This is a genomic window from Georgenia sp. Z2081, from assembly GCF_055326445.1.
In genome coordinates this window covers 210,650-236,042 of the sequence record NZ_JBUZNK010000001.1, presented here as the reverse complement: position 1 = coordinate 236,042, position 25,393 = coordinate 210,650, and the positions used below count along the sequence as shown (strand labels likewise).

The following is a 25,393-nucleotide window of genomic DNA, read 5'->3' as shown; positions in this document are numbered from 1 at the left end:
TTTCGTGTGTCGTGTGCCGGTCGTGTCGTGTCTCGTGTGCCGGTCATGCGTGCGGCCAGCCGGTGTAAGACTCGGCGAGGTACTGCTGGCCGTAGCGCGAGGACGTCACGGTGTCCAGCTCGCCCAGCGCACGCTTCGTCTCGAACGGGTCCGCGTCGGGGTGGGTGTGCAGCATCGACGTCATCCAGTACGAGAAGTTCTGCGCCTTCCACACCCGCCGCAGCGCGGTGTCGCTGTAGGCGTCGAGCAGGTCGCGCGAGCCGGTGCCGAAGTAGGAGTCGAGCGCCTCGAAGAGGACCTTGACGTCGGCGAAGGCCAGGTTGAGTCCCTTGGCGCCGGTCGGCGGGACGGTGTGCGCGGCGTCGCCGGCGAGGAAGACGTTGCCGTGGCTCATAGGCTCGCGGACGAAGGAGCGGAAGCCGAGCACCGTGCGGTCGAAGATGGGGCCGGTCCGCAGCTCGAACCCGTCCGGGCCGGCGACGCGCCGCTGGAGCTCGGACCAGATCCGGTCGTCGGACCAGTCCTCGACCCGCTCGTCGGGGTCGCACTGGAAGTACATGCGCTGCACGGTCTCCGAGCGCTGCGAGATGAGCGCGAAGCCGTGCGGGGAGTTGGCGTAGATGAGCTCGGGCGACGACTTCGGCGCCGCGGTGAGGATCCCGAACCAGGCGAACGGGTACTCGACCCGGTGGTCGCGATGCTCCGCGTCGTCGCCGAGGGCACGCCGGCAGAAGGACCGCGAGCCGTCCGCCCCGACGACGACGTCGCACCTGAGCTCGTGGATCGCGTCCGGGTCGGCACCGGGGGAGGTGTCCCGGTACCGGACCGTCGGGGTGTCCGACGTCGCGCCGTCCAGGCCGACGACCTCGCGGAGGTAGCGGACGTCCCCGCCGTCGCGGGCGCGGGCCGCGGCGAGGTCGACGAACACCTCGTTCTGCGCGTAGAGGGTGACGGTGGCCCCCACCAGGTCCGGGAAGTTCAGCGGGTGCGACTCGCCGTTGAAGCGCAGGTCGATCCCAGCGTGCTCGTCCCCGTGGGTGAGGACTCGCCCGTCGACGCCGGAGCCGGTGAGCATCTCCACGGCCTGCTGCTCGAGGATGCCGGCGCGATGGGTGTGGGAGATGGTCTCGTGGTCGCGGGACTCGAGCACCACGTTGTCGATGCCCTGCTGCGCCAGCAGGTGCGAGAGCAGGAGCCCGGCCGGCCCGCCGCCGACGATGCCGACCTTCGTGCGGGTCACGGGTGCGGGGTCTGCCACTCCAGCTCCTTCGTCGCGAGGGCGCGTCCGCCGTGACGCCGCCCGGTGCCGGTCAGTCTGGAGGAGATGACGGGTCGCCAGAACGTCCATTCTCACTGGGTGAGAACGTCACGGCGCAGGTGCGTGGGGAGGTGGAGCGCCCTGCGGTGTCACCTGCCGCTCCCCCACCGCGCGGCTGATGCCCCGCGCCGCCGCCATGAGCATCGGCGCCAGCCCCGGGCGCAGCTCGGAGGACCTCGGCACGACGACGCCGAGGGCGGCCAGGACCCGGCCCCGGGCCGTGAGCACCGGGACCGCCACCCCGGTGGCCTCGGAGTCGACCTGGCCGTCCACGGCCGCCCATCCCTGGGTGCGCACCGTCGCCAGCTGCCGCCGCAGCTCGATCTCGGTGGGGTTGACCACGCCCTGGGCGGTGCCGCGGACCGGCGTCCGTCCGGCGGCGAGGTCCGCGGGCGCCTGCGGGGCCCCGAGCTCCGCGGCGTGCCGGGCGAGGAACTCCTCGGTGACGCCGGGCGGGGAGTACGCGAGCAGCACGAGACCCAGTGAGGTCGTCGACGTCGGCAGCCGGCCGGCGACCGTGGCCTGGTTGGGCACCGCTCCGCGGGCGGAGAGCCGTTCGAGCACGAGGACGCCGGACTCGTCGAGCACGGCGATCTGCGTGTGCTGGCGCAGCACCGCCTGGACGTCGTCCATGAACGGCATCGCCGCGTTGCGCAGCGAGGTGCTCGGGGCGGACCGCGAGGCCAGCTCCCACAGCTTCATGCCGGGGCCGACGGCGCCGCCGGTCCCCCGTTCGAGCAGGCCGGCCGCCGTCAGCCGTTCGACCCAGCGGTAGGCGGTCGGGAGCGGGATCGCGGCCCGCCTCGCGAGCGCGGCCACGGTCAGCGTGGTCCGGTCGGTGTCGAAGGCGCCGAGGATGCGGATCAGTCGGTCCAGCGTGGTGTCCCCGGCAGGAGGCCGCCCACCCGCAGCTCCTCCCGCCCCGCGCGCACCCATCGCTCGAGAGTAGGTCGCGCCGGGCTCGCAGCGATTGACCGAGCCTGCCGACCTCGATAGCGTAGTTCGACAAGCGAATCTTATTCGTATAGCGAATCATCGAGAGGAGTGGTGCGCCGTGACGGACCTCAGCGTGGCGGTCGTCGGCGCGGGGATCGGCGGCCTGGCTGCCGCCAACGCTCTGCGCGCGAAAGGGATCGCGGTCGACGTGCTCGAGCAGGCGCCGGCGATCGGGGAGATCGGGGCGGGCGTCCAGCTGGCACCGAACGGGCTGCGCCAGCTCGACCGGATCGGTGTCGGGCCTGCCGTACGAGAGGTCGTCGTGCCGTTCGGGCCCGGATCGACGTACCGGCGCGAGGACGGTTCACCCGTCACGTCCGTCGTCGTCGGCTCGAGCGACGGCGCCTACCCGGTGGCGGGCGTCCATCGCGCCGACCTCCTCGACGCGTTGCTCGCCCCGCTCCCCTCGGACAGTCTCCGCACGGGGCACACGGTCGCCGACGTCGTCACGCTCGAGCACGGCGCGGAGATCCGGCTCACGGACGGCCGGGTGCACCGAGCCGACGTCGTCGTCGGCGCCGACGGCATCCATTCCCGGGTGCGCGAGGCGGTCACCGCACCCTCCGCGCCGCAGTTCTCCGGTCAGGTGGCGTACCGCGGCCTGGTCCCACGGAGCCGCGTACCGGACTGGCCGGCCGACGCGTTCGAGGTCTGGATGGGCGGCGGGCGGCACCTCCTCGTCTTCCCCGTGCGCGGCGGCGACCTCATCAACGTGGTGGGTTTCGTCCCCGCCGACGACGAGATGCGCGAGTCCTGGTCCGCGCCGGGCGATCCGCGCCAGCTGGTCGCCGAGTTCTCCGGCTGGGACGAGCGCACCACGCGCCTCCTGGCCCAGATCGACTCGACGAACCGGTGGGGCATGTACGACCGCGAGCCGCTCGCGCGCTGGACCACGGGGCACGTGACCCTCCTCGGCGACGCCGCGCACCCGATGCTGCCGCACGTCGGGCAGGGAGCGAACCAGGCGATCGAGGACGCTGCGGTCCTCGCCGAGCTGCTCGCTGGAGCGGACGCGGAGTCCGCGCCGGCCGCGCTGCAGCGCTACTCGGACATCCGCCTCGGCCGCACGTCGTCCGTCCAGGCCGGGTCGCGGCGCTCCGGCCGCCGGTACGACTCGCAGTTCTCCGACCTCGACCGGCGCGATGCCGAGCTCGAGGAGTCCAAGGAGTTCCGTCGCTGGCTCTACGACGTCGACGTCGTGGCAGATCTCGTGGCCACGAGCCACCCATCCACCCAGGGGAGCACCACATGACCACCACCCGCCTGCGCGCCGCCGTCGCCGGCACCGCCGCCGTCCTCGTCCTCACCGCCTGCGGCTCCGGGGAGGAGGAGGCGAGCACCGACGAGGAGAGCGCTCCATCGATCGTCGTCGGCACGATGCCGCTCGCCGACCTGGCCCCCTTCCATCACGCGCTGGACACGGGGCTCTTCGAGGAGGCGGGCCTCGACGTCGAGTTCGTCTCGTCGTCGGCGGGAGCGGCTCAGATCGCAGCGATGATGTCCGGCGACGTCCACATCACCTACTCGAACTTCGTCTCGGTGCTCCAGGGCGCCCAGGAGGGTCTGCCGCTGCGGATCGTCCGGGAGAACAACCGGTCCGGCCCGCAGGGCATCTACGTACCGGCGGACTCCCCCATCGAGGATCCGGCAGACCTGTCCGGGGCCTCGGTGGCCATCAACAGCCTGGGCAACATCCAGGAGCTCACGTCGCGTGCCGTGCTGGAGTCGCACGGCGTGGACCTTGCGACCGTGGAGTTCGTCGAGATGCCGCCGCCCGACATGGGCGCCGCCCTCGAGCAGGGGCACGTCGACGCCGCCTGGCTCGTCGAACCGTTCCTCACGCGCGGCGTTCAGGCCGGTCATCGCGAGGTCGCCTCCGCGTTCGAGGGGCCGACCGAGAATCTGCCGGTCGCCGGCTGGCTGACGACCGAGGAGTACCTCGCCGAGAACGCCGATGTCGTCGACTCCTTCATCGCCGTCATGGACCAGGCGATGGCCGAGGCGGAGGACGACCCCGGCGTCATCGCCGAGGCCATACCCGGGTACACGGAGATCGACCCCCAGCTGGCCTCCGAGCTGTCTCCCCCGGCCCTGACACCAACGTCGGACCTCACCGACTTCGACGTGCTGCGCGACCTCATGCTCGAGTACGGACTCCTGGACGAGGAGCTCGATGTCGACGCGCTGATGTACACGCCCTGACACCGACCGCCGCCGGTTCCGCACTATCCCGCTGCCGGCTTCGCAACCCCGCCGTCGGTGGTGGTCCGAGCCCCGGTTGCCCCTTCACGACCAGCGACGGGACCATGAGGCATGCCCCAGACGAGTCCGGACGACGGCGGCACCGCGCCGTCCGCCCCGGTCCTCCCGACGCCGCACGCTCCCGCCGCCGGAAGCCGGGCCGCGGCGCCGCGGCGGGAGACGATGGGCGGGCTCGCGAAGGGGCTGGCGATCCTGGAGCTCTTCGGCCCGGACCTGCCGCGACTGACGGTGGCCGAGGCCGCTCGCGGGGCTCAGCTGAGCCCCGCGAGCGCCAGACGCTGCCTCATCACCCTCGAGGAGTCCGGATACGTCTCCTTCGACGGAAAGTTCTACCGGCCGACCCCGCGGATCGTCCGGCTCGGGTCGTCCTACATCGAGACCTCGCCCCTGGCGTCGCTGGCCACACCGTGCGTCGATCGCGCGCGCGACGAGCTGGAGGAGTCGGTGTCCGTCGCCCTGCGGGACGACACCTACGTCGTGTTCGTCGCGCGAGCAGAGGTCCGCCGGATCGTCTCGGCCGGAGTGCGCCTCGGCGCCCGCCTCCCCGTCCTCGCCTCGGCCTCGGGACGGGTCCTGCTCGCGGCGGAGCCGGACTCCGTCACCGACGACCTGCTCTCCCGGTGGTCTCCGCACCCCACCACGCCGCGCACGCTCCGCACGCCCGAACAGGTCCGGGAACGAGTCTCGGAGGCACGACGTGACGGTTACGCGATCACGGACGAAGAGCTCGAGGCCGGCATGCGAACGATGTCGGTGCCGGTCGTCGACTCCACCGGTGCCACCCGCGCAGCCATGAGCGTGGCCGTGTTCGCCTCGCGCGCGACCGTCGAGGAGCTTCGCACCCGGCACCTGCCCGTGCTGCAGGAGGAGGCCGCGCGGCTGGGCCGGGCGCTCTGAACCCTGACCCGCCGAGCGATCCGACCACCCGCGGGGCGCCCCCTCGCTGGGGTCGTACTTGCACAAGCGGGATTAAGTGGACAACCTGGTGAATCCTCATCGCCGGTAACGAACGGAGCAGACGTGACCACGAACGAGCATGGGCCGACCACCTCGGAGGGCGGGTCGGCTCCGCCACCGTCCACCGGGCCCGAAGATGCGACGTCGACCGGCGAGTCGCGCTCCCGACCCATGACGCAGGTCAAGGTCCCCGGTCTCCCCGCCGATCTCCCGGAGACGATGCGTCTCCCCCGCAACTTCCAGATCGAGGACTCCGACTCCGACGCGCAGATCGCCGACAAGCTGCGTGCTCACGGCGTGCGTCTCGGCAAGGGCCTCATCGCCCCACGGGTGTTCTGGCCCGCGCTGAGCATCATCCTGGCCGTGTGCGTCGTCGCGATCGCCTTCCCCGACTTCACGGACGACATGTTCCTGGGCGCTCAGGGATGGATCAACTCCAACCTCGACTGGTACTACATGTTCGTCGTCGGCGCGTTCGTGGTCGTCGCCATCGGTATCGGACTCTCGAAGTACGGTCGCATCACGCTCGGCCGCGACGGCGAGGAACCGGAGTTCGGTGTCCTGTCCTGGTTCGCGATGCTCTTCGCCGCCGGCATGGGCATCGGGCTCGTCTTCTACGGCGTCGGTGAGCCGTTGACGTTCGCCACGACGGAGCCGAAGCCGTCCTGGGGCGGCAACGAGGCGGAGATGTCCGCCCTGGCGATGGCCCAGACGTTCCTGCACTGGGGGCTGCACCCGTGGTCGGTATACGCGGTCATCGGACTCGCCCTGGCCTACGCGATCCACCGTCGCGGGCGGCCGGTCTCGATCCGCTGGGCGCTCGAACCGATCCTCGGTGAGCGCGTCAAGGGCTGGGTCGGCGATGTCATCGACGTCCTCGCGGTCGTGGGCACCATCGCAGGCGTCGCCACCTCGCTCGGGCTCGGCGTCGGCCAGATCTCCGCCGGCATGGCGGAGATCGGTATCGTCGACGAGGTCGACAACGTCCTGCTGGTCGGCCTCATCATCGGCATCACGCTGCTGGCCACGATCTCGGTGGTCAGTGGGCTCGGCGCAGGCATCAAGATCCTGTCCAACGTCAACCTCTCGCTCGCCGGCATCCTCCTCATCAGCCTGCTGCTGCTCGGTCCGACCGTCTTCCTCCTGCAGAACTTCGTCGAGTCGCTGGGGGCCTACCTCGCGGGTGTCGTCGGCATGACGTTCGACGTCGGCGCCTACTACCGCGGGGAGGGCGCGTCCACGTGGTTCGGCGACTGGACGCTGTTCTACTGGGGCTGGTGGATCGCGTGGTCGCCGTTCGTCGGTGTGTTCATCGCCCGCATCTCCCGCGGCCGCACCGTCCGTCAGTTCATCGCCGGTGTGCTGCTCGTCCCGACAGTCGTCGGCTTCCTCTGGTTCTCGGTCCTCGGCGGCACGGGGCTGTTCCGACAGTTCTTCGGGGAGGGCGATCTCGTGGAGGACGGCGACGTCAACGTCGAGGCGGCACTCTTCCAGGTCCTGGGCGACCTGCCGCTCGGGGAGATCTTCTCGATCGCCGGCATCATCCTCATCGCCATCTTCTTCATCACGTCGTCCGACTCCGGCTCTCTCGTCGTCGACATGCTCTCGTCCGGCGGGCACCCGAACCCGCCGGTGTGGTCGAGGGTGCTGTGGGCCGTCCTCGAGGGCGTCATCGCAGCGGCGCTGCTGGTCGCCGGCGGACTGAACGCGGTACAGGCCGGGTCCCTGATCACGGCCCTGCCGTTCAGCGTCGTCCTGCTGCTCATGGCGTGGGCGAACATCCGCGCCCTGCGGATCGACTCCATGATCCTCGAGCGGGAGGAGCTCCTCCAGCGGATGAAGGTCGCCGGCGAGATGACGGCCTCGTCCCTCGAGCGGTACCCGGAGGTCGAGCAGTACGTCGACACCCGGATCGACTACCGGCTCTCCCGCAGCCGCGGGCTGTTCAGCCGCTCGGAGAACCGCGCGGAGCGCGCCCGACGGAACAAGGACGACGACTCGTAGCGCCCTGCGACCCGGGACGTCCCGCCCGAGGTGGTCGGCCTCCTCGGGCGGGACGTGCCGGTGCCGCGCACGAGCGGGCAGGCCGGGCGCCCCCTGCGGGCCGCACCCGGCCGCCGGGAGCCGTGCCTGTGCCGGGTGCGGCCCCCTCCTCCGGTCCCGGACGATGTGACTCAGGTGAGCTCGCGCACGAGCGCGAACAGGGCGACGACGACGATGACCCCGCGCAGCACCACGGACGGCAGCCGCTTGGCGATGTCCGCGCCGAGATACCCGCCGACGACCGCGCCGAGCCCGATCGCCGCCGACGCCACCCACACGACGTCGGCGTGCCCGAGGAAGAACGCGACCGTGTAGAACACCGCCGCGACGAGGTTGACGATCGCGCTCAGCAGGTTCTTCGGCCCGTTGACCTCGCCGAGCGGACGCCCGGTGAACGACCCGAGGACCCCCATGTAGAGGATGCCCTGGGCGGCCGTGAAGTAGCCCCCGTAGATCGACGCGCCGAACATCGAGGCCTGCAGACCCCGTGAGCCGTACGGCCCGCGGTCGGCCCCCGGCCGGGTCTCGCCCACGGCGGCGCGCCGCTCGCGCCGTCGGGCCAGCGCGCGCACGATCATCGGCTGCAGCACCACGAGCAGGATCGCCAGCACGATGAGGAACGGGACGACGACCTGCAGCGCTCCGGGCGGGGAGACGAGCAGGGCCGAGGCCCCGACGGCCGCGCCCAGGCCCGACATCACCATGAGCGACCGTAGGGCCGTGCCCTCGGCGGCGAGGTCCTCCCGGTAGCGCAGGGTCCCGCCGACCGCCGAGAACAGGATCCCGATCGTGTTCGTCACGAGGGCCGACGCCGGCGAGAAACCGAGCGAGAGCAGGGCGGGCAGGGTGATGAGGGAGCCCGAGCCCACGGCGCCGTTGACGGCTCCGGCCGCCACCGCCACCACGGCGAGCAGCGCCAGCTCGGTCAGCTCCATCGATCCTCCGGGTCGTCGTCGACCGACACCGTAGCCGCGTCAGTGCCCACGGAAGGCCTCCTGCAGCCACCAGGCCCCGCCGTCGGACACGATCTTCGCGTCGATCACGATCGGCCGGTCGCGCTCACCGGCCACCCACTCGCGCACCGCCTCGAGGTCCGCCTCGCCCCGCACGACGACGCCCTCGGCCCCGAAGCCGCGGGCGATCGCCGCGACGTCGACGTCGGGGAAGGTCACCGTCGACAGGTCGGCCCCGGTCGACCGGCCGTCCGCGCCGACGCCGAAGTGGTGGACCTCGGCGCCGTAGGCGGCGTCGTCGTAGACCACGACGACGAGCGGGATCCGCAGCCGCACGGCGGTCTCCAGCTCGGCGACCGCCATGAGGAGCCCTCCGTCCCCGGTGCCGAGGACCGGGAGTCGATCGGGCCGGGCGAGCGCGGCGCCGATCGCGGTGCCGAGGCCGAGGCCGATCGACTGGAAGGCCTGGGTGAAGCAGAAGCCGTTCTCGTCGGGCACGGCGAGGTACTGGCTCGGGTAGCCCATGAAGTTCCCGGAGTCGATCGCCACGACCCGCTCGGCCGGCAGCAGGTCGTCGAGGGCGCGGGTCAGCGTGCGCGGGTCGATCCGGTCGCCGCTCGAGGCGTCCTCGAAGGGCACGTCGGTCCAGCGCGAGCCGAACGCGATCCGGGCGCGGACCTCGTCGGTGCGGTAGCCGGTCCGGGTGATCCCGCGGCGCTCGAGCTCGGCGGTCACGGCCGTCGCCGTCTCGGCGCTGTCGCCGAGCACGCCGAGGTCGACCGGACGGTTGGCGCCCAGAGCCTCGTCCTCGAGGTCGACCTGGACCACCGTGGTCCCCTCGGAGATCAGCCGCCCGTGCCGCATCGTCCACATGTTGAGGGTGCAGCCCACGCCGACCACGAGGTCGGCGCCGGCGATCAGCTCCGCCGTCGTCGGGGAGGAGAAGCCGCCGGAGATCCCCAGGTCGTACGGGTCGCCCTCGAACAGGCCCTTCGCGACGGCGGACGTCGCCACGAGGGCACCGGCCCGGTCGGCGAGCCGCCGCAGCTCGGGGCCGGCGGCGCGCGCACCGCGTCCGGCGACGAGCACGGGCCGCTCGGCGGCCGCCAGGAGGTCCGACAGCCGCTCGACGGCGTCCTGGCTCGGGCGGACGGCCTGCGGCGCGGCGAGGTCGAGCGCCGCGGGGTCGAGAGGTGGGGCGGGCACGGCCTGCACGTCGAGGGGAAGGTTGAGCACGACGGTGCGGCGCTGGTTGCGGGCGGTGCGGAAGGCGCGGACGACGTCGGTCAGCGCGCTCGCGGCGGAGTGGACGCGCTCGGCCACGGCGCCGCCCGAGCGGGCGAGAGCGGGCTGGTCCATGGCGAAGTTCGACCGCACGGCGGCCGGCGCGGTCTCGGCGGCCAGGACGATCATCGGTGTGCGGGACTTCGCCGCCTCGACGATGCCGGTCACCGCGTTGGTCAGCCCGCACCCCTGGTGCACGGAGACGAGCGAGACCGTGCCGGACATGCGGGCGTAGGCGTCGGCCATCACCGCCGCGCCGCCCTCGTGGCGGGTGGCGGTGAACGGCACCCCGTGGGCGCGCAGCGCGTTGGTCACCCGGAAGTTGCCCGACCCGACGACGCCGAAGCAGTGCCCGGCGCCCAGCCGCGCGAGTGCCCAGCCGACGAGGTCGGCCACAGTGGCGCCTGCCCGAAGCTTGCCGTCGGGCCCCGCGTCGGGCAGCGGGGGGTCGTGGCGCGCAGCTGCGGCCGGGTCCGTCACGGTCGGTGCGTCCGGTGAACCGGGAACGTCCATCGCGTGCCGCCTCTCGTCGTCGAGGTGGCTCGGTGTCCTGGGCTGCGGCCGGAGGACCCGGCCGCTGAGACGAGGGAGCCACGGGCCCCGTCCACCTCTATGGTGACGTGTGCCGCACAGTGCCGTGCCCGCGTCTGCGGGGCGGACTCACCTCACCCCCCGGAGGCGTCCCATGTCCGAGCAGCGCGAGCTCGTCAGTCCGACCGAGCTCCATCCCACCCCCGGCTTCAGCCACGTGACCGTCGCGCCCGCCGGCCGCACCGTCCACGTGGCCGGTCAGGGCGCCCTGGCGCCCGACTTCTCGATCCTCGGCGGCGACGACCTGCGCGAGCAGACGGTGGCCGCGATGCGCAACCTCGAGATCGCCCTCGCCTCCGTCGGTGGCGGCTTCGAGCACGTCGTCCGGCGAACGGTCTACACGACCCGGCCCACGGAGTTCGCCACGATCACCGAGGCCGTCGAGGAGGTCCAGGGCTCCACCGAGCATCCGGCCCAGTCGATCGTGGGGGTGACGGGGCTGGCCGTCCCGGGCATGCTCATCGAGATCGAGGCCACCGCTGTCGTGCCGTGACGTCCGTCGTCGCGGCCACGGCACCCGACGGCACCGTCGCCCGGGGACCCGCAGCTCTCCCAGACCCACCACCCGCCCGACCGACCGTCAAGGAGCTCGACACATGACTGCACCGTCCCGTCCCTCCGTCCTGACCGCGCTCACCGAGGCGCTGACCTCCGGCGCGGTGGAGATCGTCGACCTCACCGCGCCGCTGGCCGACACGACGCCGATCCTCGAGCTGCCCGAGCAGTTCGGGCAGACGGCGCGCTTCGAGCTCGAGGAGATCAGCCGGTACGACGACCGCGGGCCCGCCTGGTACTGGAACAACTTCCGCACGGGCGAGCACACGGGCACGCACTTCGACGCCCCGAACCACTGGGCGAGCGGCAGGGACGGGCAGGACATCGCCTCCGTGCCCGTCGGCGCGCTCGTGGCCCCGGCGGTCGTCCTCGACGTCACCGCCGAGGTCGCGGACGAGCCCGGCTACATCGTCGAGCGCGAGCGGGTCGAGGCGTTCGCCGAGCAGATCGGCGGCCTGCCCCGCGGTGGCTGGCTGCTCGTGCGCTCCGGCTGGTCCTCGCGCACCACCCAGGAGGAGATGATCAACCGCACGGCCGACGGCCCCACCTCGCCGGGGCTGTCCGTCGAGGCGGCCCGGTGGGTGGCCGAGGACACCGAGCTCCAGGGGCTCGGGGTCGAGACCGTCGGCACGGACGCGGGAGCGGCCGGGGCCTTCGACCCGCTGTTCCCGTGCCACCACTTCTTCCTGGGCAACGGGAAGTACGGGCTCTCCCAGCTCCGCAACCTCGACCGGCTCCCGGTGACCGGCGCCGTCGTCCTCACCTCGCCGCTGAAGATCGTGGGCGGTTCCGGGTCCCCGACGCGGGCGCTCGCCCTCGTCGAGCACTGACCGACGCCCCGGGGAGCCGCAGCCGCTCGTGGAGCCGGGGGACCCTGGGCCGACCCCTGGGCCGCCCGCGCCCAGGGGTCGGCGGCCCGGTGACCCGGACACCCCCGGGACTACGGTGGAGCCATGACCGCCGGGCACCTGCTCTACGACCCCGACTGCGGGGCCTGCACGCGGGCGGCCGGCTGGCTCGGCCGGCGCGAGATGGGTTGCTCGATCGAACCCATCACCCCGGGACGGCTCGCCGAGCTCGGCGTGGACGCCGACCGGGCGACCCGCGAGATCCCGTTCGTGCTGCCGGGCGGCGAGGTGCGCTACGGCGCTCGCGGGATCGCCGCCGCACTGAGGACCGGTCCCGCCTGGCTGCGCGTCGCGGGCGCCCTGCTCGACGCACGTCCGCTTCGCCCGCTCGCCGCCCGCGCGTACGGCGTCGTCGCCCGAAACCGCTTCGCGCTGCCGGGCGGCTCGGCCGCGTGCGCGCTGCCCTCCGCGACGCACGGGTCACCCGCTCGACGCACGTACGAAACGTGATCGACCCGGCGAATTTACCGACCGCCGTCCCGGTGACCCGGTTCACGGCCCCATGGTGCCCTGGGTCCTTACCCCGGACGGCAGGACCCGGGACACTGGAGCCATGAACACGCCCCACCTGCCCTCGTTCGACGAGCTCAAGCCCGTCGACAGCTGGCTCACCGACATGGACGGCGTTCTCGTTCACGAGGAGAGCGCCCTGCCCGGCGCTGTCGACTTCATCGACGCACTGAAGAGTGCCGACCTGCCCTTCGCGGTCCTCACCAACAACTCGATCTACACGCCGCGCGACCTGCGCGCCCGGCTCCTCGCCTCCGGCATCGACATCCCGGAGGAGTCCATCTGGACCTCCGCCCTGGCCACCGCCGAGTTCCTGCGCACCCAGCGCCCCGGCGGCAGCGCCTACGTCATCGGCGAGGCCGGCCTGACCACCGCCCTGCACGAGGCCGGGTACACGATCACCGAGCGCGACCCGGACTACGTGGTCCTCGGCGAGACCCGCACCTACTCCTTCTCCGCCATCACGCGCGGCATCCGACTCATCGAGAGCGGTGCCCGCTTCATCGCGACGAACCCGGACGTGTCCGGCCCCTCGCCGTCGGGCACCCTGCCGGCCACCGGCTCCGTCGCCGCCCTCATCACCGCCGCCACCGGCCAGGTGCCGTACTTCGTCGGCAAGCCGAACGCCCTGATGATGCGCAGCGCGCTCAACCGGCTCGACGCCCACTCCGAGACCTCGGTGATGGTCGGCGACCGCATGGACACCGACGTGAAGTCGGGCCTCGAGGCGGGCATGCGCACGATCCTCGTCCTCACCGGTTCGACGAAGCCGCACATGGTCGACCGCTTCCCCTACCAGGCGACCCGGGTGCTCGACTCGATCGCCGACGTGGTCCCCCTGGTCAAGGAGCACGCCCGCATGGCGGCCGAGTCGGCCCCGCGCCCGGCCTCGCTCACCGACCGCCTGCGCAGGAACCGCACCGCCGACGAGCAGACCGCCGACTGAGGCGAGCGCCGCCGGTCGTACGGTCGCTCCGGCCGCCCCTGCCGGAGACCCAGGAGGACACGTGAGCGAGGTCCCGACCGGAGGCGCGCTCGACGGCGAAGCAGGCGACGCGAGCAACCCGGGTCGGCACGAGACGGCGCCGGAGCGCTTCGACCGCAACTGGGCCGAGCTCCTGCAGGAGATCCGCGTGTCCCAGATGGGCACCCAGATCATGACGGGCTTCCTCCTGGCAGCGGCGTTCCAGGACCGCATCGCCGACCTCACGGACTTCCAGCGCGCCGTCTACCTGTCCCTGGTGCTCCTCGGCGTGACCACCACCGCGCTGGGGCTGGCGCCCGTCGCGCTCCATCGCACGCTCTTCCGTCGTCGGATGAAGGAGCAGACCGTGGCGCTGGGGCACACGATCCTGCGCGTGGTGCTCGCAGGCGTGGTGCTCATGCTCGCCGGGACCGCCGTGCTCATCTTCGATCTTGTCCTGGGCACGATCCCCGCGGTCGCGGTGGGAACGACCGTGCTCGTGGCCGCAGCGGCGTTCGTCGTCATGACGCACCGGCTCGCAGGGCCGAACCCGCGCCGCTCCGCGCGCGCAGGCACCTGAGCCCCGACCGGCACGGTCGCCCTCTTGTAGCCGACGGCCCCACGGTCATAGGTTCGACACCATGATGATCTCCGAGTCGCTGCTGTCCGCCTTCAACGACCAGATCACGCTCGAGTTCGCCTCGTCCCAGGCCTACCGCCAGCTCGCGATCGAGATGGACGTCCAGGACCTGCCGGGCATGGCACTCTGGCTGAGGCACCAGGCGGACGAAGAGATCGTCCACGCCAACAAGTTCATCGACCACGTGATCGACCGAGGTAACAGCCCGTCGATCGGGGCCGTCGATGCGCCGGCGGTAAAGACGGGCCTCTCTCCCGCCGAGGCGTTCGCGGCCGCGCTCGAGCACGAGCAGATCGTTTCCGAGTCGATACGCAACCTGTACCGCGCCGCCGACGCCGAGGGCGACATCGATGCCCGTCCGCTTCTCAACTGGTTCGTGGACGAGCAGATCGAGGAGGAGTCGACCGTGGGCGAGATCCTCGCCCGGATCGAGCTCGTCGGCGACGACGGGCCCGGACTGCTGCGTCTCGACGACGAGCTGAGCCGTCGCCGGGGCGGCGGCACGGAGAACGCGGACTGACGGCGCACGCCCGGCTCATCGGGCCTGCCGGGACGATCGGACTCGGCGCGGACGTCAGAGCTGCTCGGTGAAGTGCTCCGCCATCGCCGGGTGGTACTCGGAGAAGTCGACGGCCGTGGGGTCCCCGCCGCTCTCCGCGGCGAGCAGCCGGTCCATGTAGAACTCCCAGCCCGGTCCGACGTCGCCGACGATCGCCGGGTCCACGTCCAGGTGGGTGAGCGTGGCGAAGCACGCCTCGACGTCGGGCTGCAGGTCGACGGCGAGGTCCCAGGCCCCCTCGCCCACCGACCGCACGACGAGCCGCTCGGGCGCCCGGCACTCGACGACGTCGATCGGCATCGTCGGGTGGCCCTCCTCGGCGAGCATCGTGACGTCGACGCGGCCGGAACGGGGGTCGCCGTCGAAGGGTCCGAACCAGCGGGCCAGGCCGGCGCTGGTCGCCAGGTTGTACCAGGCCACGGACTGCGGGACCGGGAGCCGGCGGGTGATGACGACGTGGACCCGGCCCGGCGTCGTACCCGGGGTGACCGTGCCCGTGGCACGCGGCGCCGGCAGGCCCGAGGGCCGCACGGCGGCGCGCGCCTCGTCCAGGCGCTGCTGGACCCGGAGCAGCCGGGGGTCGTCGGGCGCGAGCGGGGCGCCGTGCGCGTGACCCGCGTGACCGTGACCGTCGGCGTGGGCGTGCTCGTCGTCGTGCGCGTGCTGACCGTGGCCGCTCGCGGGGCCCTCGCCCTCGGCGTCGTGGGACATGACCTCACGCTAGCGACGAACGCGCGTCCTGCGCTTGCGCAGCCGCATACGCTCGACCCATGGAGCACCGCTACCTCGGCCGATCCGGCCTGAAGATCTCCGAGATCACCTACGGCAACTGGCTCACCCACGGCTCGCAGGTCGAGAACGACGTGGCCACCGCCTGCGTCCGCGCCGCGCTGGACGCAGGCATCACGAGCTTCGACACCTCCGACAGCTACGCGAACACCGCGGCGGAGTCGGTCCTGGGCGACGCCCTGGCCGGGGAGCGGCGCGAGTCGCTGGAGATCTTCACCAAGGTCTACAACGCCACCGGCCCCAAGGGGCCCAACGACTCCGGGCTGTCCCGCAAGCACATCATGGAGTCGATCGACGCCTCGCTGCGGCGCCTGCGCACCGACCACGTCGACCTCTACCAGGCGCACCGCTTCGACGTGGAGACGCCGCTCGAGGAGACGATGCAGGCGTTCGCCGACGTCGTGCGGCAGGGCAAGGCTCTCTACATCGGTGTCAGCGAGTGGACGGCCGAGCAGATCCGCGACGGCGTCTCGCTGGCCCACCAGCTCGGCTTCCAGCTCATCTCCTCGCAGCCCGAGTACTCGATGCTCTGGCGGGTCATCGAGGGCGAGGTCGTTCCCACGTCTGCGGAGCTCGGCGTCTCGCAGATCGTGTGGAGCCCGATGGCCCAGGGCGTCCTGTCGGGCAAGTACCTGCCCGACGCCGACGCGCCGGCGGGCTCCCGCGCGGCGCACGCGTCGACGAGGAACGCCATCTCGCGGTGGATGACGCCCGAGCTGCTCGGCCGCGTGCAGGAGCTGCGCCCGATCGCCGACGAGGTCGGTCTGACGATGTCCCAGCTGGCGCTGGCCTGGGTCCTGCAGAACGAGAACGTGGCCGCCGCGATCGTCGGCGCCTCCCGGCCCGAGCAGGTCACCGAGAACGTCGAGGCGTCCGGCGTGCGGCTCGAGCCCGCGCTCATGGCACGCATCGACGAGGCGCTCGGCGACGTCGTCGAGCGTGACCCGGGACGCACGGCGGAGCGGATGCCGGCTCGGCGACCCAGCTGAGCGGGCCGCCCGTCAGCCCGGCTCGTCGGGCACGTGCTCGAGGATGTCCCCCGGCTGGCACTCGAGCACCCGGCAGATGGCCTCCAGAGTGCTGAACCGGATCGCCCGCGCGCGTCCGTTCTTCAGCACCGCGACGTTCGCGGGCGTGAGCCCGACGAGGTCCGCGAACTCGCCCACGCCGAGCTTGCGGCGTGCGAGCTCGACGTCGAGGCGCACGACGATCGCCATCAGATCACCGCGGCGAGCTCGGCCCGGTAGTCCGAGGCCTGCCTGAGCAGGCCGCGCATGACGACCATGAGCAGCACGGGGAGCGCGGAGAGCACGACGACGCCGGTCAGCAGCATCGGGGCCCCCGGATCACGGTCGGGTCCGAGATAGATGAGCACGCACAGATAGACCGCGAGCAGCGCGACGAGCACCCACGCCACCGCCAGCGCGACGACCACGGCGTCGACCCAGCGCCGGGATGCGGCGCCGAAGATCTCGTCCCGTCGCACGAGCGTGAGCAGACGCCAGATGCACACGACGACGACCTGGATGCACACCAGGACGACGACGGCGACCACCTGTGCGGGGATCCGCACGTGCGCGTCCTCCGGGCCCGCGTCGTGCGCGAACGAGCCCGGCAGGGAGAACACCTGGAGGACGGTGAGCCAGACGGTGGCGGCGACGAGGCCGATCCGGAGGAGGGTGACGATCCACGGGGTGCGCAGCATGCACCGAGTATCGATCGCGATCTATCGATAAGCAATATTTCTGGGGCGCGGATCCGATCGAACGTGGGGCACCTCTCGTCATCCGGCCGCATGACGCTGTCAGGCTCGATATCGTGGAAGTCCCTTATGAGGCCATCGACACCGACGATCGACATCCCACCCTCGACGGGGCCCGTCGAGATTCTCCGCCCGGACCTTGCGCACGGCGCCGGCATGTGGCGTGTGGCGCGCGACTCCGGCGCCCTCGAGCTCAACACCTCCTACGCCTACCTGCTGTGGGCGCGCGACTTCGCGGCGACCAGCCGCGTGGCCGTCACCGGCGGTGACGTGGCCGGCTTCGTGTCCGGCTACCTCCGACCGGACGCGCCGGACCGGCTGTTCGTCTGGCAGGTCGCCGTGGACGAGCGCCTGCGAGGACAGGGCGTCGCCGCGAGGCTCCTCGACGACCTGCTCGCCGGGAACCCCGGGACCACCACCCTCGAGACCACCATCACCGAGGACAACGCCGCCTCCCGGCGCCTGTTCGCCTCCTTCGCCGAGCGGCACGGCGCGAGCCTGACCACCGAGCCGGGCTTCGAGGTCGGCGACTTCCCCGACGGGCACGACGCCGAGGTCCTCCACGTGATCACCCCGCTGCACCCCGCCGAGAGCTGACCCTCCCCCACGCCCCGCTCGCGGCCGCCGGGCATGCCTCGACGGCCACCGGCAGCCCACGCCCCGAGCGGAGCCACGACCACCCACGACCCTGACCCCACCGCCTGCACGCCCACCAGATGTACTCGACACCGACACAGGAGCGATGATGACGACCATGACGCCCCCCACCACAGAGCTCGAGTCCGAGGTCCGCAGCTACTCCCGCAGCTGGCCGACGACGTTCACGACGGCGACCGGCAGCACCATGACCGACGACACCGGCCGCGAGTACCTCGACTTCTTCGCCGGCGCGGGTGCGCTCAACTACGGGCACAACAACCCCGCGCTCAAGCAGGTGCTCATCGACCACCTCACCGCGGACAAGGTCGTCCACGGTCTGGACATGTTCACCGACGTGCGCAACGACTTCCTGCAGACGTTCCACTCGAAGATCCTCGAGCCGCGCGGCCTCGACCACCGGCTCGTCTTCCCCGGCCCCGGCGGGGCGAACGCCGTCGAGGCGGCGCTCAAGCTCGCCCGCAAGGTCACCGGACGCGAGTCGGTCGTCAACTTCACCAACGGGTTCCACGGCATGACGCTCGGCGCCCTGTCGGTCACGGGCAACTCGATGAAGCGCGGCGGCGCGGGCATCCCGCTCGTGCACGCCACCCCGATGCCGTACGACGACTACTTCGACGACGAGTACCCGGACTTCCTCTACTTCGAGCGCCTGCTCCAGGACCTCGGCAGCGGGCTCAACGAGCCGGCCGCCGTCATCGTCGAGAGCGTCCAGGGCGAGGGCGGCATGAACGCCGCGCGCGCCGAGTGGCTCCGCAAGCTCGCCGCCCTGTGCAAGGAGCACGGCATCCTGCTCATCCTCGACGACATCCAGATGGGCTGCGGCCGCACCGGCGGCTTCTTCAGCTTCGAGGAGGCCGGGATCGTCCCGGACATCATCACGCTGTCGAAGTCGATCAGCGGCTACGGCCTGCCGATGGCGCTCACGCTCATCCGCCCGGAGCTCGACATCTGGGAGCCCGGCGAGCACAACGGCACCTTCCGTGGCATCGGTCCGGCCTTCGCCACCGCCACCAAGGCCATCGAGGAGTACTGGAGCGACGACACGCTCGAGAAGGCGACGACGGCGAAGGGCCTGTACATGGAGGGCCGCCTCAACCAGATCGCCGCCAAGCACGAGGCCCACGGCCTGACCGCCAAGGGTCGCGGCCTCGCCCGTGGTCTGCAGTTCGCCGACGCCGACAAGGCCGGCGAGGCGTGCACCCTGGCGTTCGAGCGCGGACTCCTCGTCGAGACCTCGGGCCCGCTGAGCGAGGTCGTCAAGTTCCTGCCCGCCCTGACGACCACCGACGACGAGCTCGCCCGCGGCCTCGACATCATCGAGTCGGCCGTGGACTCCGTCCTCTCCGCCTGATCGCGGCGCCCGGCGCGCCACCGTCCATCTGACATCTGCTCACGGGAGGTCCCCATGCTCGTCCGCACGCTCGACCAGATCACCGACACCGACGCCGACATCAAGACGCCGAACTGGCGCAGCAAGCGCATCATCCTCGCCAAGGAGGGGGTCGGCTTCTCGGTGCACGAGACCACGCTGTACGCGGGGACCGTCAACGAGTTCTGGTACGCGAACCACATCGAGGCCGTGTTCATCACCTCCGGCGAGGGCGAGATCGAGGACATCGCCACCGGTGAGGTCCACCAGCTCGCACCGGGCTCGCTCTACCTGCTCAACGACCACGACAAGCACATCGTGCGCCCGCGCACGGAGATGAAGACCGTGTGCGTGTTCAACCCGCCGGTCACCGGACGCGAGGTCCACGACGAGAACGGGGTCTACCCGCTCATCGTCGAGGACGCCGGCTGACCGAGCCGCACCCGTAGCAGCGCCGACGCCGGTCCCACCGCACGGTGGGGCCGGCGTCGGCGTGTCCGCCCCCGCGCCAGCACGCCGCGCGCCCACCCACCGCGCGATTTATCTTGACGTCGAGATAGTTGTGGTGGTGTGCTGACGGCCCACCGACCGGAGGCACCGATGACGCACACCTGGGACCCCGAGCTCTACGACGTCTACGCCGACGAACGGTCCCGGCCGTTCGTCGACCTCCTCGCGCGCGTGCGCACGGCCGGCCCGGACGCCGAGGTGCGCTCCGTCGTCGACCTGGGGTGCGGCCCCGGCGAGCTGACGCACGCGCTCACGCGTCGATGGCCGTCCGCACAGGTGGTGGGGGTGGACTCGAGCGCGGCCATGCTCGCCACGGCCGCGCGCCACGCGGGGCCCGCGCTGCGCTTCGAGCAGGCCGACCTGCGCGACTGGCTCGCGACCGCCGACCCGGTCGACGTGCTCGTCTCCAACGCCACCCTCCAGTGGGTCCCGGACCACCTCGACCTGCTGCCGAGCCTGGTCGCGGCCGTCCGGCCAGGCGGGTGCCTGGCGTTCCAGGTGCCCGCCAACCTCGACACCGCGATGCACACGATCCGGCGCGAGCTGGCCGCACGGGTGCCCTACGCGGAGCACACGGCCGGCGTCGCCGGGCCCGCGTCCCGCGAGCCGGTCGAGTACCTGCGGGCACTGACGGACCTGGGCTGCGTCGTCGACGCGTGGTCGACCACCTACCTGCACGTGCTCACCGGCGAGGACCCGGTGCTGACCTGGGCGAGCGGGACCGGGGCGCGACCCACGCTGCAGGCGCTCCCTCAGCCGCTGCGCGACCGGTTCGTGGGCGAGTACCGCGAACGGCTGCGCGAGGCCTACCCGCCCACCGACATCGGCGTGGTCATGCCTTTTCGTCGGGCCTTCGTCGTCGCGCACCGGCCCACCGGGTCGTGACCGCCCCGATCCCGTCCGGCAGCCCGGACCACCGCCGCTCAGGCGACGGGTGCCTCGTCCTCGACGTCGAAGAACTCGCCCCGGATCGCCCGGGGGACGAGGTCGAGACGGCGCTCCCGCTCGGCGTCGATGATCCCGCGGACGACCGGGCAGTACGGGAGCACGCGCAGGTCCCGCGCACGGACGTCGTCCAGCGCCCCGTCGACGAGCAGCTCCGTCAGGCCCGGGGTCTCGCGGTCCGGGTGCACCTCGGTGCGGACCATCGCCATCATGCGGCCGTGGAGGTGGTAGTCGATCCTGCCGATCCGCACGTGGCTGACCTCGACCACGTACCTGCCGTGGTCCGGGTCGTCCCGCACGGTCGGCACCTGGCCGGCCACCAGCACGTGGTTCGTCATCGCTGACCCCTTCCCTCGCCCACCTCGACCGTAGCGGACATCACACCCCACCGCGACGGCCCCCCGGCGCCGGGGCGGTCCGCCCGCGGCTACCCGAGGTCGAACTCCGCGCGCCGGTCCTCGGGCACGAGGTCGATGTACTCGGCGCGGTTCTCGTCGATCAGCTTCTTCACGTACGGGCAGTACGGCAGCACGCCGGCGCCGCGGGATCGCAGGTCGGCGAGCACCTCGTCGACGAGCCTGCGCGCGAGACCCGGGACCGACCGGGCCTGGTCGACCTCGGTGTGCGTGAGCGCGACGTCCGTGCCGCGCACCCGGTAGTCGATCCGGCCCAGCACGTCGCCGTCGACCTCGATGACGTACCTGTGGTTGTCGGCGTCGTTGCGGATCGTGGGCACCTGCCCGTCCACCAGCACCTCGTCGCTCATCGCTCGCTCCTCTCGTCGGTCCTGCGGTCGGTCCCGCGGTTCCTCGCCGGTCCGGCGGTCGCCTCGTCACGCGGTGGCAGCGCGTCGTGGCCGGACATGACGGAGATCCGGTTGAACGCCCCGATCGTGATCGCCACCCAGACGATCGCCGCGACCTGCTCCTCGGTGAGTCCCCCGCGACGGCCGGCGCCCCCGGTCGCCGCGAGCGCCGCGCCGTGCGGGAGGGCGGTCGTCAGCTCGGCGATCTCGAGCGCGGCCCGCTCGACGCGCGTGAAGACCGAGGCCTCCCGCCAGGTGGTCAGCAGGTCGAGGCGGTGCTGGGTCACGCCTGCCCGCCTCGCCCTGGGGACATGCACGCTCAGGCAGCGCGCGCACCCGTTGATCTGCGAGACCCGGACGTCGACCAGCTCGACGACGTCGGAGCCGATCCCGGCCGCCTCCGCCGCCTCCCGGGCGGCCTTCGCCAGCCCGTTGGCGGCGCGGTACGCCGGACGGTGCGCCTGCGTGATGTCGACGGCCGCCGGGATCTCGGGCACGGTCATCGCTCCTCGCCCTCGTACGTCGCGACGACGTCCGTCACGGCGTTCGGGTTCCGCCGCGGCCGGAGCCGGACGTGCGGGAGGTCGGGTGCCGTCAGCCAGGCGCGTTCGCCCACGTACCCCTCGACGCGGCCGAAGCGCTCGCTCCCGGCGTACGCGCCCGCGGGGTCGCCGCCGGCGTTCCAGGCGTCGCGGGCCGCGACGACCTCCTCGTGGTCGGACCCGATGAAGTTCCACCACATGACGATCTCCTCGCGGAACGGCTCGCCGCCCAGGAGGATGACGCGCGCCGGGCCCTCCCCCGTGCTCGCGATCCGCAGCGTCTCGCCGCACGGCGCCCGGAAGGCCAGCTCGGCCCGGTCGATCGCCACGTCGTCGACCTCGACCGTGCCGGTGTCCAGCAGGACCCCGTGCTCGAAGTCCGGCCGGACCGGGAGATCGACGACGCCGCCCGGCTCGAGCGTGATCGCGGCGCCGAGCAGCGGGGTGGCGGTGCCGACCGGCGAGGTCTCGCCCAGCAGCTCGCCGATGAACACGGACGCCGTCCCCGCGCCGCCGGGCAGCTCCACGGGCGCCGGGGCGTGGTGCTGGAAGCCGCGCGGCCCGCCCCGCGCCTCGCGCGGCAGGACGAGCCACAGCTGCACGCCGTGCAGGACCGTGGTCTGCGGGGTCGACACCTCGGAGTGGCAGATCCCCACGCCGGAGGACATGAGGTTGAGCTCGCCGGGCCGCACCATGGCGTGGACGCCCGCTGAGTCGCGGTGCTCGACCTCCCCGGTGAACAACCACGACACGGTCTGCAGGCCGGTGTGCGGGTGCGGGGCGACGTCCATGCCGCCGGTGGCGGCCACGTCGTCGGGGCCGTAGTGGTCGGCGAAGCACCAGGCGCCGACGAAGCTGCGCTCCCGGCTGGGCAGCGTCCGCCGGACGGGCATCGCGCGCGGCCCGCCGAGCGGGACCACGCGCGAGGTGACGACCTCGATGCCCGGCCCGTCCTCGTCCGGGCAGGACAGCACCATCTCCGCCGGTCGGGTCTCCAGGTTGCTCACGGCGCGCCTCCCGTCCCGCCGCGACGGCGGGTCGCCGCGGTGTCTGTCGTGGTGACCATCGTGGACGCCGGGCGATGGCCCGGCAACCGTCCCGGTCGGCACCCGGCCTACGCTCGGCCGGTGACCCGACCGACCGGGACGCGCGACGGCGCCGTGTCCGACCTCCCCGACGATCCGCCCTGGAAGGCCCTGTGGGCCCTCGTGCTCGGGTTCTTCATGATCCTCGTCGACACGACGATCGTGTCCGTGGCGACGCCCGCGCTCGTGGAGGCGTTCGACTCCGACGTCACCACCGTCATGTGGGTGACGAGCGCCTACCTGCTCGCCTACGCGGTCCCGCTGCTGGTCACCGGGCGGCTCGGCGACCTGGTCGGGCCCAAGAACGTCTACATGACCGGGCTCGCGGTCTTCACCGGCGCCTCGCTGTGGTGCGCGCTGTCCGGCACGGTCGAGATGCTCGTGGCGGCGCGGGTCGCGCAGGGGCTCGGCGCGGCCCTGATGACGCCGCAGACGATGACCGTCGTCACCCGCACGTTCGCGCCCGAGGTCCGCGGCGTCGCGATGTCGCTGTGGGGCGCGACGGCGGGCGTGGCCATGCTCGTGGGTCCGGTGCTCGGCGGGGTCCTGCTCGACACGGCCGGCTGGCGATGGATCTTCCTCATCAACGTGCCGGTCGGGCTCGTCGGGCTCATTCTCGCCGCTCGGCTCGTGCCCCGGCTGCGACCGCATGCCCGCACGTTCGACCCGATCGGCGTCGCCCTGTCGGCGCTCGGGACGTTCTGCGCGGTGTTCGCCATCCAGGAGGGCGAGCGCTTCGGGTGGGGGCAGGTGTGGGGGTGGGTGTCGATCCCGCTGCTGCTCGGTGTCGGCGTCGCGGTCCTCCTCGCGTTCGTCGCGTGGCAGGCATGGGGCGCCCCCGCACCGCTCGTCCCGCTGGGGCTGTTCCGGGACCGGAACTTCACGGCGTCGTCGATCGGGGTCTCGGCCATCGGGTTCTCGATGTCCTCGGCGATGTTCCCGCTCGTCATCTACGCGCAGACGGTGCGCGGCTGGTCCCCGACGGAGTCCGCCCTGCTGCTCGTCCCCCAGGCACTGGTGTCGATCCTGCTCGCCCGGTGGGTGGGCCGGCGCATCAACCTCGTGCAGAACCGGTTGCTGGCCGGTCCGGGCTTCGTCCTCGTCGCCTGCTCGCTCGTGGCGTTCTGGTTCGTCATGGGTCCGACGACGCCGGTCTGGCTCCTGGTGGTCCCGTCGTTCCTGTACGGACTGGGGTCGGTCCACGTGTGGGGGCCGATGTCGACGTCGGCGACGCGCCGGCTCCCGCTCCAGCGGGCGGGGGCGGGCTCCGGCGTCTACAACACGATGCGTCAGGTCGGCTCCGTGCTCGGCAGCGCGGGGATCGCCTGGGCCATGGACTGGCGGGTCTCGGTCCACCTGCCGGGCGGGCTCGACCGGACGACCGACGGCACCCTCACCGGCGCCTCCGCCGACGCGTACACCCGCGCCCTGGGGGAGGCGATGCTGCTGCCCGCCGCCGTGTCCGTGGTCGGGATGGTCGCCGCCTTCCTGCTCGTCGGCCCGGACAGCGCGGGGCGCGGCCTGCTCGGCCGGGGCACCGGCGCGGCGTCCGGGCCGAGACAGCGCGGGGCGAGGTAGCGCGGGCCCGGTCAGGCCGAGGTGGCGCGGGCCGGGGCGCGCCGCCGGGTCAGACCGACGGGACCGATCTCCGTGCAGCCGGGGCCTCGACGACGAACAGCTCGCACTCCGTGTCGTAGTAGGCCGTCGTCCGGCCCGCGTGCCGCATGCCGATCCGCCGTGCCACGGCCTGCGAGGCCACGTTGTCGGGGTGGGTCACCGCGAGCACCCTCTCGACCCCGTGGGACCAGGCGTGGGCGAGCACCGCCCGGGCGGCCTCGGTCGCATAGCCGCGCCCCCACCGGTCCGGGTGCAGGTGCCAGCCGATCTCGAGATCCCCCGAGGGAGGCCGGGACCCGTCGGGCGAGCTGGCGGGCAGGTCGACGAGCAGGACGTCACCGACGACCACGGGGCGTGACTCCTCACCCGCGCCCGAGGAGTCGGTGCCGCCGGCCCGCACCGCCGGGTCGGAGCGCCCTGCCGGGTCGGTGGGAGCGGCCGGGTCGGAGTGCCCTGCCGGGTCGGTGGGGGTGGCCGGGTCGGTGGGGGCGGCCGGGTCGGTGACGAGCCAGATCCCGCGCGGTCCCCCGCCCGCGGCTCGCACCTCCCAGCGCGCCAGGCGCTCGAGCGCGTCGGCACGCGTGGCGAGCTCGGTCCCCGGCCCGCCGGACCACCTGACGGTCTCCGGGCGCGAGTAGAGGGCCAGCACGTCGTCCGCGTCCGCGGCCTCCCACGCCCGCAGCACGAGCCGATCGGTGGCGAGGGTGGGTGGCGAGTCGCTCATCCGGTCACGGTAGGCGGCGCGGTCAACGTGAAATCCCCTCTCACC

At 72.5% G+C, this 25,393-nt stretch carries 28 protein-coding genes; 16 read left to right on the top strand and 12 right to left on the bottom strand.

The genetic code is table 11. The features are described from left to right. Positions 1-43: 43 nt before the first annotated feature. Both ACZLKG_RS01165 and ACZLKG_RS01160 read right to left on the bottom strand, forming a co-directional pair. Positions 44-1,258: a 4-hydroxybenzoate 3-monooxygenase gene (locus ACZLKG_RS01165; RefSeq protein WP_463647631.1), complete on the bottom strand. Its 1,215-nt coding sequence runs from the start codon at positions 1,256-1,258 to the stop codon at positions 44-46. Between the two features lie 108 nt (positions 1,259-1,366). Further along, positions 1,367-2,254 carry an IclR family transcriptional regulator gene (locus tag ACZLKG_RS01160; protein ID WP_463647630.1) on the bottom strand — a complete coding sequence of 296 codons (888 nt, stop codon included), beginning with the start codon at positions 2,252-2,254 and terminating at the stop codon, positions 1,367-1,369. Between the two features lie 118 nt (positions 2,255-2,372). Between ACZLKG_RS01160 and ACZLKG_RS01155 the strand changes: the two genes are divergently transcribed. The 4 genes from ACZLKG_RS01155 (at position 2,373) to ACZLKG_RS01140 (ending at position 7,537) form a co-directional block, all read left to right on the top strand. After that, the gene (locus tag ACZLKG_RS01155) at positions 2,373-3,566 is read left to right on the top strand and encodes an FAD-dependent monooxygenase (protein ID WP_463647629.1); all 1,194 of its coding nucleotides are present in this window, start codon (positions 2,373-2,375) and stop codon (positions 3,564-3,566) included. Continuing rightward, positions 3,563-4,516 (top strand): ABC transporter substrate-binding protein, encoded by a 954-nt coding sequence (locus ACZLKG_RS01150; RefSeq protein WP_463647628.1) that lies wholly within the window; start codon positions 3,563-3,565, stop codon positions 4,514-4,516. The genes ACZLKG_RS01155 and ACZLKG_RS01150 overlap by 4 nt, the downstream gene beginning before the upstream one ends. 111 nt (positions 4,517-4,627) lie before the next feature. Next, positions 4,628-5,473 carry an IclR family transcriptional regulator domain-containing protein gene (locus ACZLKG_RS01145; RefSeq protein ID WP_463647627.1) on the top strand — a complete coding sequence of 282 codons (846 nt, stop codon included), beginning with the start codon at positions 4,628-4,630 and terminating at the stop codon, positions 5,471-5,473. 231 nt (positions 5,474-5,704) lie between these two features. Next, on the top strand, positions 5,705-7,537 hold the full coding sequence (locus tag ACZLKG_RS01140) for a BCCT family transporter (protein ID WP_425707346.1): 1,833 nt from the start codon (positions 5,705-5,707) through the stop codon (positions 7,535-7,537). A gap of 170 nt (positions 7,538-7,707) precedes the next feature. Here the strand turns inward: ACZLKG_RS01140 and ACZLKG_RS01135 are convergent, their stop codons facing one another. Both ACZLKG_RS01135 and ACZLKG_RS01130 read right to left on the bottom strand, forming a co-directional pair. Beyond that, complete coding sequence (locus ACZLKG_RS01135; RefSeq protein WP_425707345.1) at positions 7,708-8,511, bottom strand: sulfite exporter TauE/SafE family protein; 804 nt, start codon at positions 8,509-8,511, stop codon at positions 7,708-7,710. 39 nt (positions 8,512-8,550) lie between these two features. Further along, positions 8,551-10,209, bottom strand: coding sequence for a thiamine pyrophosphate-binding protein (locus ACZLKG_RS01130; RefSeq protein WP_463648067.1), 1,659 nt, complete (start codon positions 10,207-10,209; stop codon positions 8,551-8,553). Positions 10,210-10,498: 289 nt separating this feature from the next. Here ACZLKG_RS01130 and ACZLKG_RS01125 point away from each other — a divergent pair, with 289 nt between their 5' ends. The 6 genes from ACZLKG_RS01125 (at position 10,499) to ACZLKG_RS01100 (ending at position 14,501) form a co-directional block, all read left to right on the top strand. Then, the gene (locus tag ACZLKG_RS01125) at positions 10,499-10,897 is read left to right on the top strand and encodes a RidA family protein (RefSeq protein WP_425707343.1); all 399 of its coding nucleotides are present in this window, start codon (positions 10,499-10,501) and stop codon (positions 10,895-10,897) included. 103 nt (positions 10,898-11,000) lie between these two features. Beyond that, positions 11,001-11,789, top strand: coding sequence for a cyclase family protein (locus tag ACZLKG_RS01120; protein WP_463647626.1), 789 nt, complete (start codon positions 11,001-11,003; stop codon positions 11,787-11,789). A 123-nt stretch (positions 11,790-11,912) separates the two neighbouring features. Continuing rightward, positions 11,913-12,317, top strand: coding sequence for a thiol-disulfide oxidoreductase DCC family protein (locus ACZLKG_RS01115; RefSeq protein ID WP_463647625.1), 405 nt, complete (start codon positions 11,913-11,915; stop codon positions 12,315-12,317). A 103-nt stretch (positions 12,318-12,420) separates the two neighbouring features. Continuing rightward, positions 12,421-13,323: an HAD-IIA family hydrolase gene (locus ACZLKG_RS01110; RefSeq protein WP_463647624.1), complete on the top strand. Its 903-nt coding sequence runs from the start codon at positions 12,421-12,423 to the stop codon at positions 13,321-13,323. Between the two features lie 61 nt (positions 13,324-13,384). Further along, positions 13,385-13,921: a DUF6328 family protein gene (locus tag ACZLKG_RS01105; protein ID WP_463647623.1), complete on the top strand. Its 537-nt coding sequence runs from the start codon at positions 13,385-13,387 to the stop codon at positions 13,919-13,921. A gap of 61 nt (positions 13,922-13,982) precedes the next feature. Further along, positions 13,983-14,501 carry a ferritin gene (locus ACZLKG_RS01100; protein WP_463647622.1) on the top strand — a complete coding sequence of 173 codons (519 nt, stop codon included), beginning with the start codon at positions 13,983-13,985 and terminating at the stop codon, positions 14,499-14,501. Positions 14,502-14,555: 54 nt separating this feature from the next. Here ACZLKG_RS01100 and ACZLKG_RS01095 read toward each other — a convergent pair whose 3' ends face one another. After that, the gene (locus ACZLKG_RS01095; protein WP_463647621.1) at positions 14,556-15,251 is read right to left on the bottom strand and encodes an SRPBCC family protein; all 696 of its coding nucleotides are present in this window, start codon (positions 15,249-15,251) and stop codon (positions 14,556-14,558) included. Positions 15,252-15,310: 59 nt separating this feature from the next. Here ACZLKG_RS01095 and ACZLKG_RS01090 point away from each other — a divergent pair, with 59 nt between their 5' ends. Beyond that, positions 15,311-16,318 carry an aldo/keto reductase family protein gene (locus ACZLKG_RS01090; protein WP_463647620.1) on the top strand — a complete coding sequence of 336 codons (1,008 nt, stop codon included), beginning with the start codon at positions 15,311-15,313 and terminating at the stop codon, positions 16,316-16,318. A gap of 12 nt (positions 16,319-16,330) precedes the next feature. On the opposite strand, the gene ACZLKG_RS01085 is transcribed toward ACZLKG_RS01090, so the two are convergent. Both ACZLKG_RS01085 and ACZLKG_RS01080 read right to left on the bottom strand, forming a co-directional pair. Continuing rightward, positions 16,331-16,546 (bottom strand): helix-turn-helix domain-containing protein, encoded by a 216-nt coding sequence (locus ACZLKG_RS01085; RefSeq protein WP_463647619.1) that lies wholly within the window; start codon positions 16,544-16,546, stop codon positions 16,331-16,333. Next, on the bottom strand, positions 16,546-17,034 hold the full coding sequence (locus ACZLKG_RS01080) for a DUF2975 domain-containing protein (RefSeq protein WP_463647618.1): 489 nt from the start codon (positions 17,032-17,034) through the stop codon (positions 16,546-16,548). The genes ACZLKG_RS01085 and ACZLKG_RS01080 overlap by 1 nt, the downstream gene beginning before the upstream one ends. A 126-nt stretch (positions 17,035-17,160) precedes the next feature. On the opposite strand from ACZLKG_RS01080, the gene ectA reads away from it, so the two are divergent. The 4 genes from ectA to ACZLKG_RS01060 all read left to right on the top strand — a co-directional run bounded on the left by ectA (position 17,161) and on the right by ACZLKG_RS01060 (position 20,515). After that, positions 17,161-17,688, top strand: a complete 528-nt coding sequence (gene ectA / locus ACZLKG_RS01075; RefSeq protein WP_463647617.1) for a diaminobutyrate acetyltransferase — start codon at positions 17,161-17,163, stop codon at positions 17,686-17,688. Positions 17,689-17,845: 157 nt separating this feature from the next. Next, complete coding sequence (gene ectB / locus ACZLKG_RS01070) at positions 17,846-19,102, top strand: diaminobutyrate--2-oxoglutarate transaminase (RefSeq protein WP_463647616.1); 1,257 nt, start codon at positions 17,846-17,848, stop codon at positions 19,100-19,102. Between the two features lie 54 nt (positions 19,103-19,156). Then, positions 19,157-19,552 (top strand): ectoine synthase, encoded by a 396-nt coding sequence (locus ACZLKG_RS01065; protein ID WP_463647615.1) that lies wholly within the window; start codon positions 19,157-19,159, stop codon positions 19,550-19,552. Between the two features lie 168 nt (positions 19,553-19,720). Beyond that, a complete protein-coding gene (locus ACZLKG_RS01060) occupies positions 19,721-20,515 on the top strand; it encodes a methyltransferase domain-containing protein (RefSeq protein ID WP_463647614.1) in 795 nt (264 codons plus the stop codon). Between the two features lie 38 nt (positions 20,516-20,553). Here the strand turns inward: ACZLKG_RS01060 and ACZLKG_RS01055 are convergent, their stop codons facing one another. The 4 genes from ACZLKG_RS01055 to ACZLKG_RS01040 all read right to left on the bottom strand — a co-directional run bounded on the left by ACZLKG_RS01055 (position 20,554) and on the right by ACZLKG_RS01040 (position 22,929). After that, positions 20,554-20,913: a GNAT family N-acetyltransferase gene (locus ACZLKG_RS01055; protein ID WP_463647613.1), complete on the bottom strand. Its 360-nt coding sequence runs from the start codon at positions 20,911-20,913 to the stop codon at positions 20,554-20,556. Positions 20,914-21,002: 89 nt separating this feature from the next. After that, on the bottom strand, positions 21,003-21,341 hold the full coding sequence (locus ACZLKG_RS01050) for a GNAT family N-acetyltransferase (RefSeq protein WP_463647612.1): 339 nt from the start codon (positions 21,339-21,341) through the stop codon (positions 21,003-21,005). After that, positions 21,338-21,883 (bottom strand): carboxymuconolactone decarboxylase family protein, encoded by a 546-nt coding sequence (locus ACZLKG_RS01045; protein WP_463647611.1) that lies wholly within the window; start codon positions 21,881-21,883, stop codon positions 21,338-21,340. The genes ACZLKG_RS01050 and ACZLKG_RS01045 overlap by 4 nt, the downstream gene beginning before the upstream one ends. Next, complete coding sequence (locus ACZLKG_RS01040; RefSeq protein ID WP_463647610.1) at positions 21,880-22,929, bottom strand: pirin family protein; 1,050 nt, start codon at positions 22,927-22,929, stop codon at positions 21,880-21,882. The genes ACZLKG_RS01045 and ACZLKG_RS01040 overlap by 4 nt, the downstream gene beginning before the upstream one ends. Positions 22,930-23,049: 120 nt before the next feature. Between ACZLKG_RS01040 and ACZLKG_RS01035 the strand changes: the two genes are divergently transcribed. Next, positions 23,050-24,585: a DHA2 family efflux MFS transporter permease subunit gene (locus ACZLKG_RS01035; RefSeq protein ID WP_463647609.1), complete on the top strand. Its 1,536-nt coding sequence runs from the start codon at positions 23,050-23,052 to the stop codon at positions 24,583-24,585. 49 nt (positions 24,586-24,634) lie between these two features. Here ACZLKG_RS01035 and ACZLKG_RS01030 read toward each other — a convergent pair whose 3' ends face one another. After that, complete coding sequence (locus ACZLKG_RS01030) at positions 24,635-25,348, bottom strand: GNAT family N-acetyltransferase (RefSeq protein WP_463647608.1); 714 nt, start codon at positions 25,346-25,348, stop codon at positions 24,635-24,637. Positions 25,349-25,393: the final 45 nt, after the last annotated feature.

Excerpts from the sequence above, each read along its gene's own strand:
- ACZLKG_RS01145 (WP_463647627.1), top strand. The coding sequence starts at position 4,628 with ATGCCCCAGACGAGTCCGGACGACGGCGGCACCGCGCCGTCCGCCCCG.
- ectA (WP_463647617.1), top strand. The coding sequence starts at position 17,161 with ATGAGGCCATCGACACCGACGATCGACATCCCACCCTCGACGGGGCCC.
- ACZLKG_RS01085 (WP_463647619.1), bottom strand. The coding sequence starts at position 16,546 with ATGGCGATCGTCGTGCGCCTCGACGTCGAGCTCGCACGCCGCAAGCTC.
- ACZLKG_RS01135 (WP_425707345.1), bottom strand. The coding sequence starts at position 8,511 with ATGGAGCTGACCGAGCTGGCGCTGCTCGCCGTGGTGGCGGTGGCGGCC.
- ACZLKG_RS01115 (WP_463647625.1), top strand. The coding sequence starts at position 11,913 with ATGACCGCCGGGCACCTGCTCTACGACCCCGACTGCGGGGCCTGCACG.
- ACZLKG_RS01120 (WP_463647626.1), top strand. The coding sequence starts at position 11,001 with ATGACTGCACCGTCCCGTCCCTCCGTCCTGACCGCGCTCACCGAGGCG.
- ACZLKG_RS01150 (WP_463647628.1), top strand. The coding sequence starts at position 3,563 with ATGACCACCACCCGCCTGCGCGCCGCCGTCGCCGGCACCGCCGCCGTC.
- ACZLKG_RS01055 (WP_463647613.1), bottom strand. The coding sequence starts at position 20,913 with ATGACGAACCACGTGCTGGTGGCCGGCCAGGTGCCGACCGTGCGGGAC.
- ACZLKG_RS01030 (WP_463647608.1), bottom strand. The coding sequence starts at position 25,348 with ATGAGCGACTCGCCACCCACCCTCGCCACCGATCGGCTCGTGCTGCGG.
- ACZLKG_RS01100 (WP_463647622.1), top strand. The coding sequence starts at position 13,983 with ATGATGATCTCCGAGTCGCTGCTGTCCGCCTTCAACGACCAGATCACG.
- ACZLKG_RS01065 (WP_463647615.1), top strand. The coding sequence starts at position 19,157 with ATGCTCGTCCGCACGCTCGACCAGATCACCGACACCGACGCCGACATC.
- ACZLKG_RS01095 (WP_463647621.1), bottom strand. The coding sequence starts at position 15,251 with ATGTCCCACGACGCCGAGGGCGAGGGCCCCGCGAGCGGCCACGGTCAG.
- ACZLKG_RS01045 (WP_463647611.1), bottom strand. The coding sequence starts at position 21,883 with ATGACCGTGCCCGAGATCCCGGCGGCCGTCGACATCACGCAGGCGCAC.
- ACZLKG_RS01050 (WP_463647612.1), bottom strand. The coding sequence starts at position 21,341 with ATGAGCGACGAGGTGCTGGTGGACGGGCAGGTGCCCACGATCCGCAAC.
- ACZLKG_RS01140 (WP_425707346.1), top strand. The coding sequence starts at position 5,705 with ATGACGCAGGTCAAGGTCCCCGGTCTCCCCGCCGATCTCCCGGAGACG.
- ACZLKG_RS01090 (WP_463647620.1), top strand. The coding sequence starts at position 15,311 with ATGGAGCACCGCTACCTCGGCCGATCCGGCCTGAAGATCTCCGAGATC.
- ACZLKG_RS01160 (WP_463647630.1), bottom strand. The coding sequence starts at position 2,254 with ATGGGTGCGCGCGGGGCGGGAGGAGCTGCGGGTGGGCGGCCTCCTGCC.
- ACZLKG_RS01080 (WP_463647618.1), bottom strand. The coding sequence starts at position 17,034 with ATGCTGCGCACCCCGTGGATCGTCACCCTCCTCCGGATCGGCCTCGTC.
- ACZLKG_RS01110 (WP_463647624.1), top strand. The coding sequence starts at position 12,421 with ATGAACACGCCCCACCTGCCCTCGTTCGACGAGCTCAAGCCCGTCGAC.
- ACZLKG_RS01125 (WP_425707343.1), top strand. The coding sequence starts at position 10,499 with ATGTCCGAGCAGCGCGAGCTCGTCAGTCCGACCGAGCTCCATCCCACC.
- ectB (WP_463647616.1), top strand. The coding sequence starts at position 17,846 with ATGACGCCCCCCACCACAGAGCTCGAGTCCGAGGTCCGCAGCTACTCC.
- ACZLKG_RS01060 (WP_463647614.1), top strand. The coding sequence starts at position 19,721 with ATGACGCACACCTGGGACCCCGAGCTCTACGACGTCTACGCCGACGAA.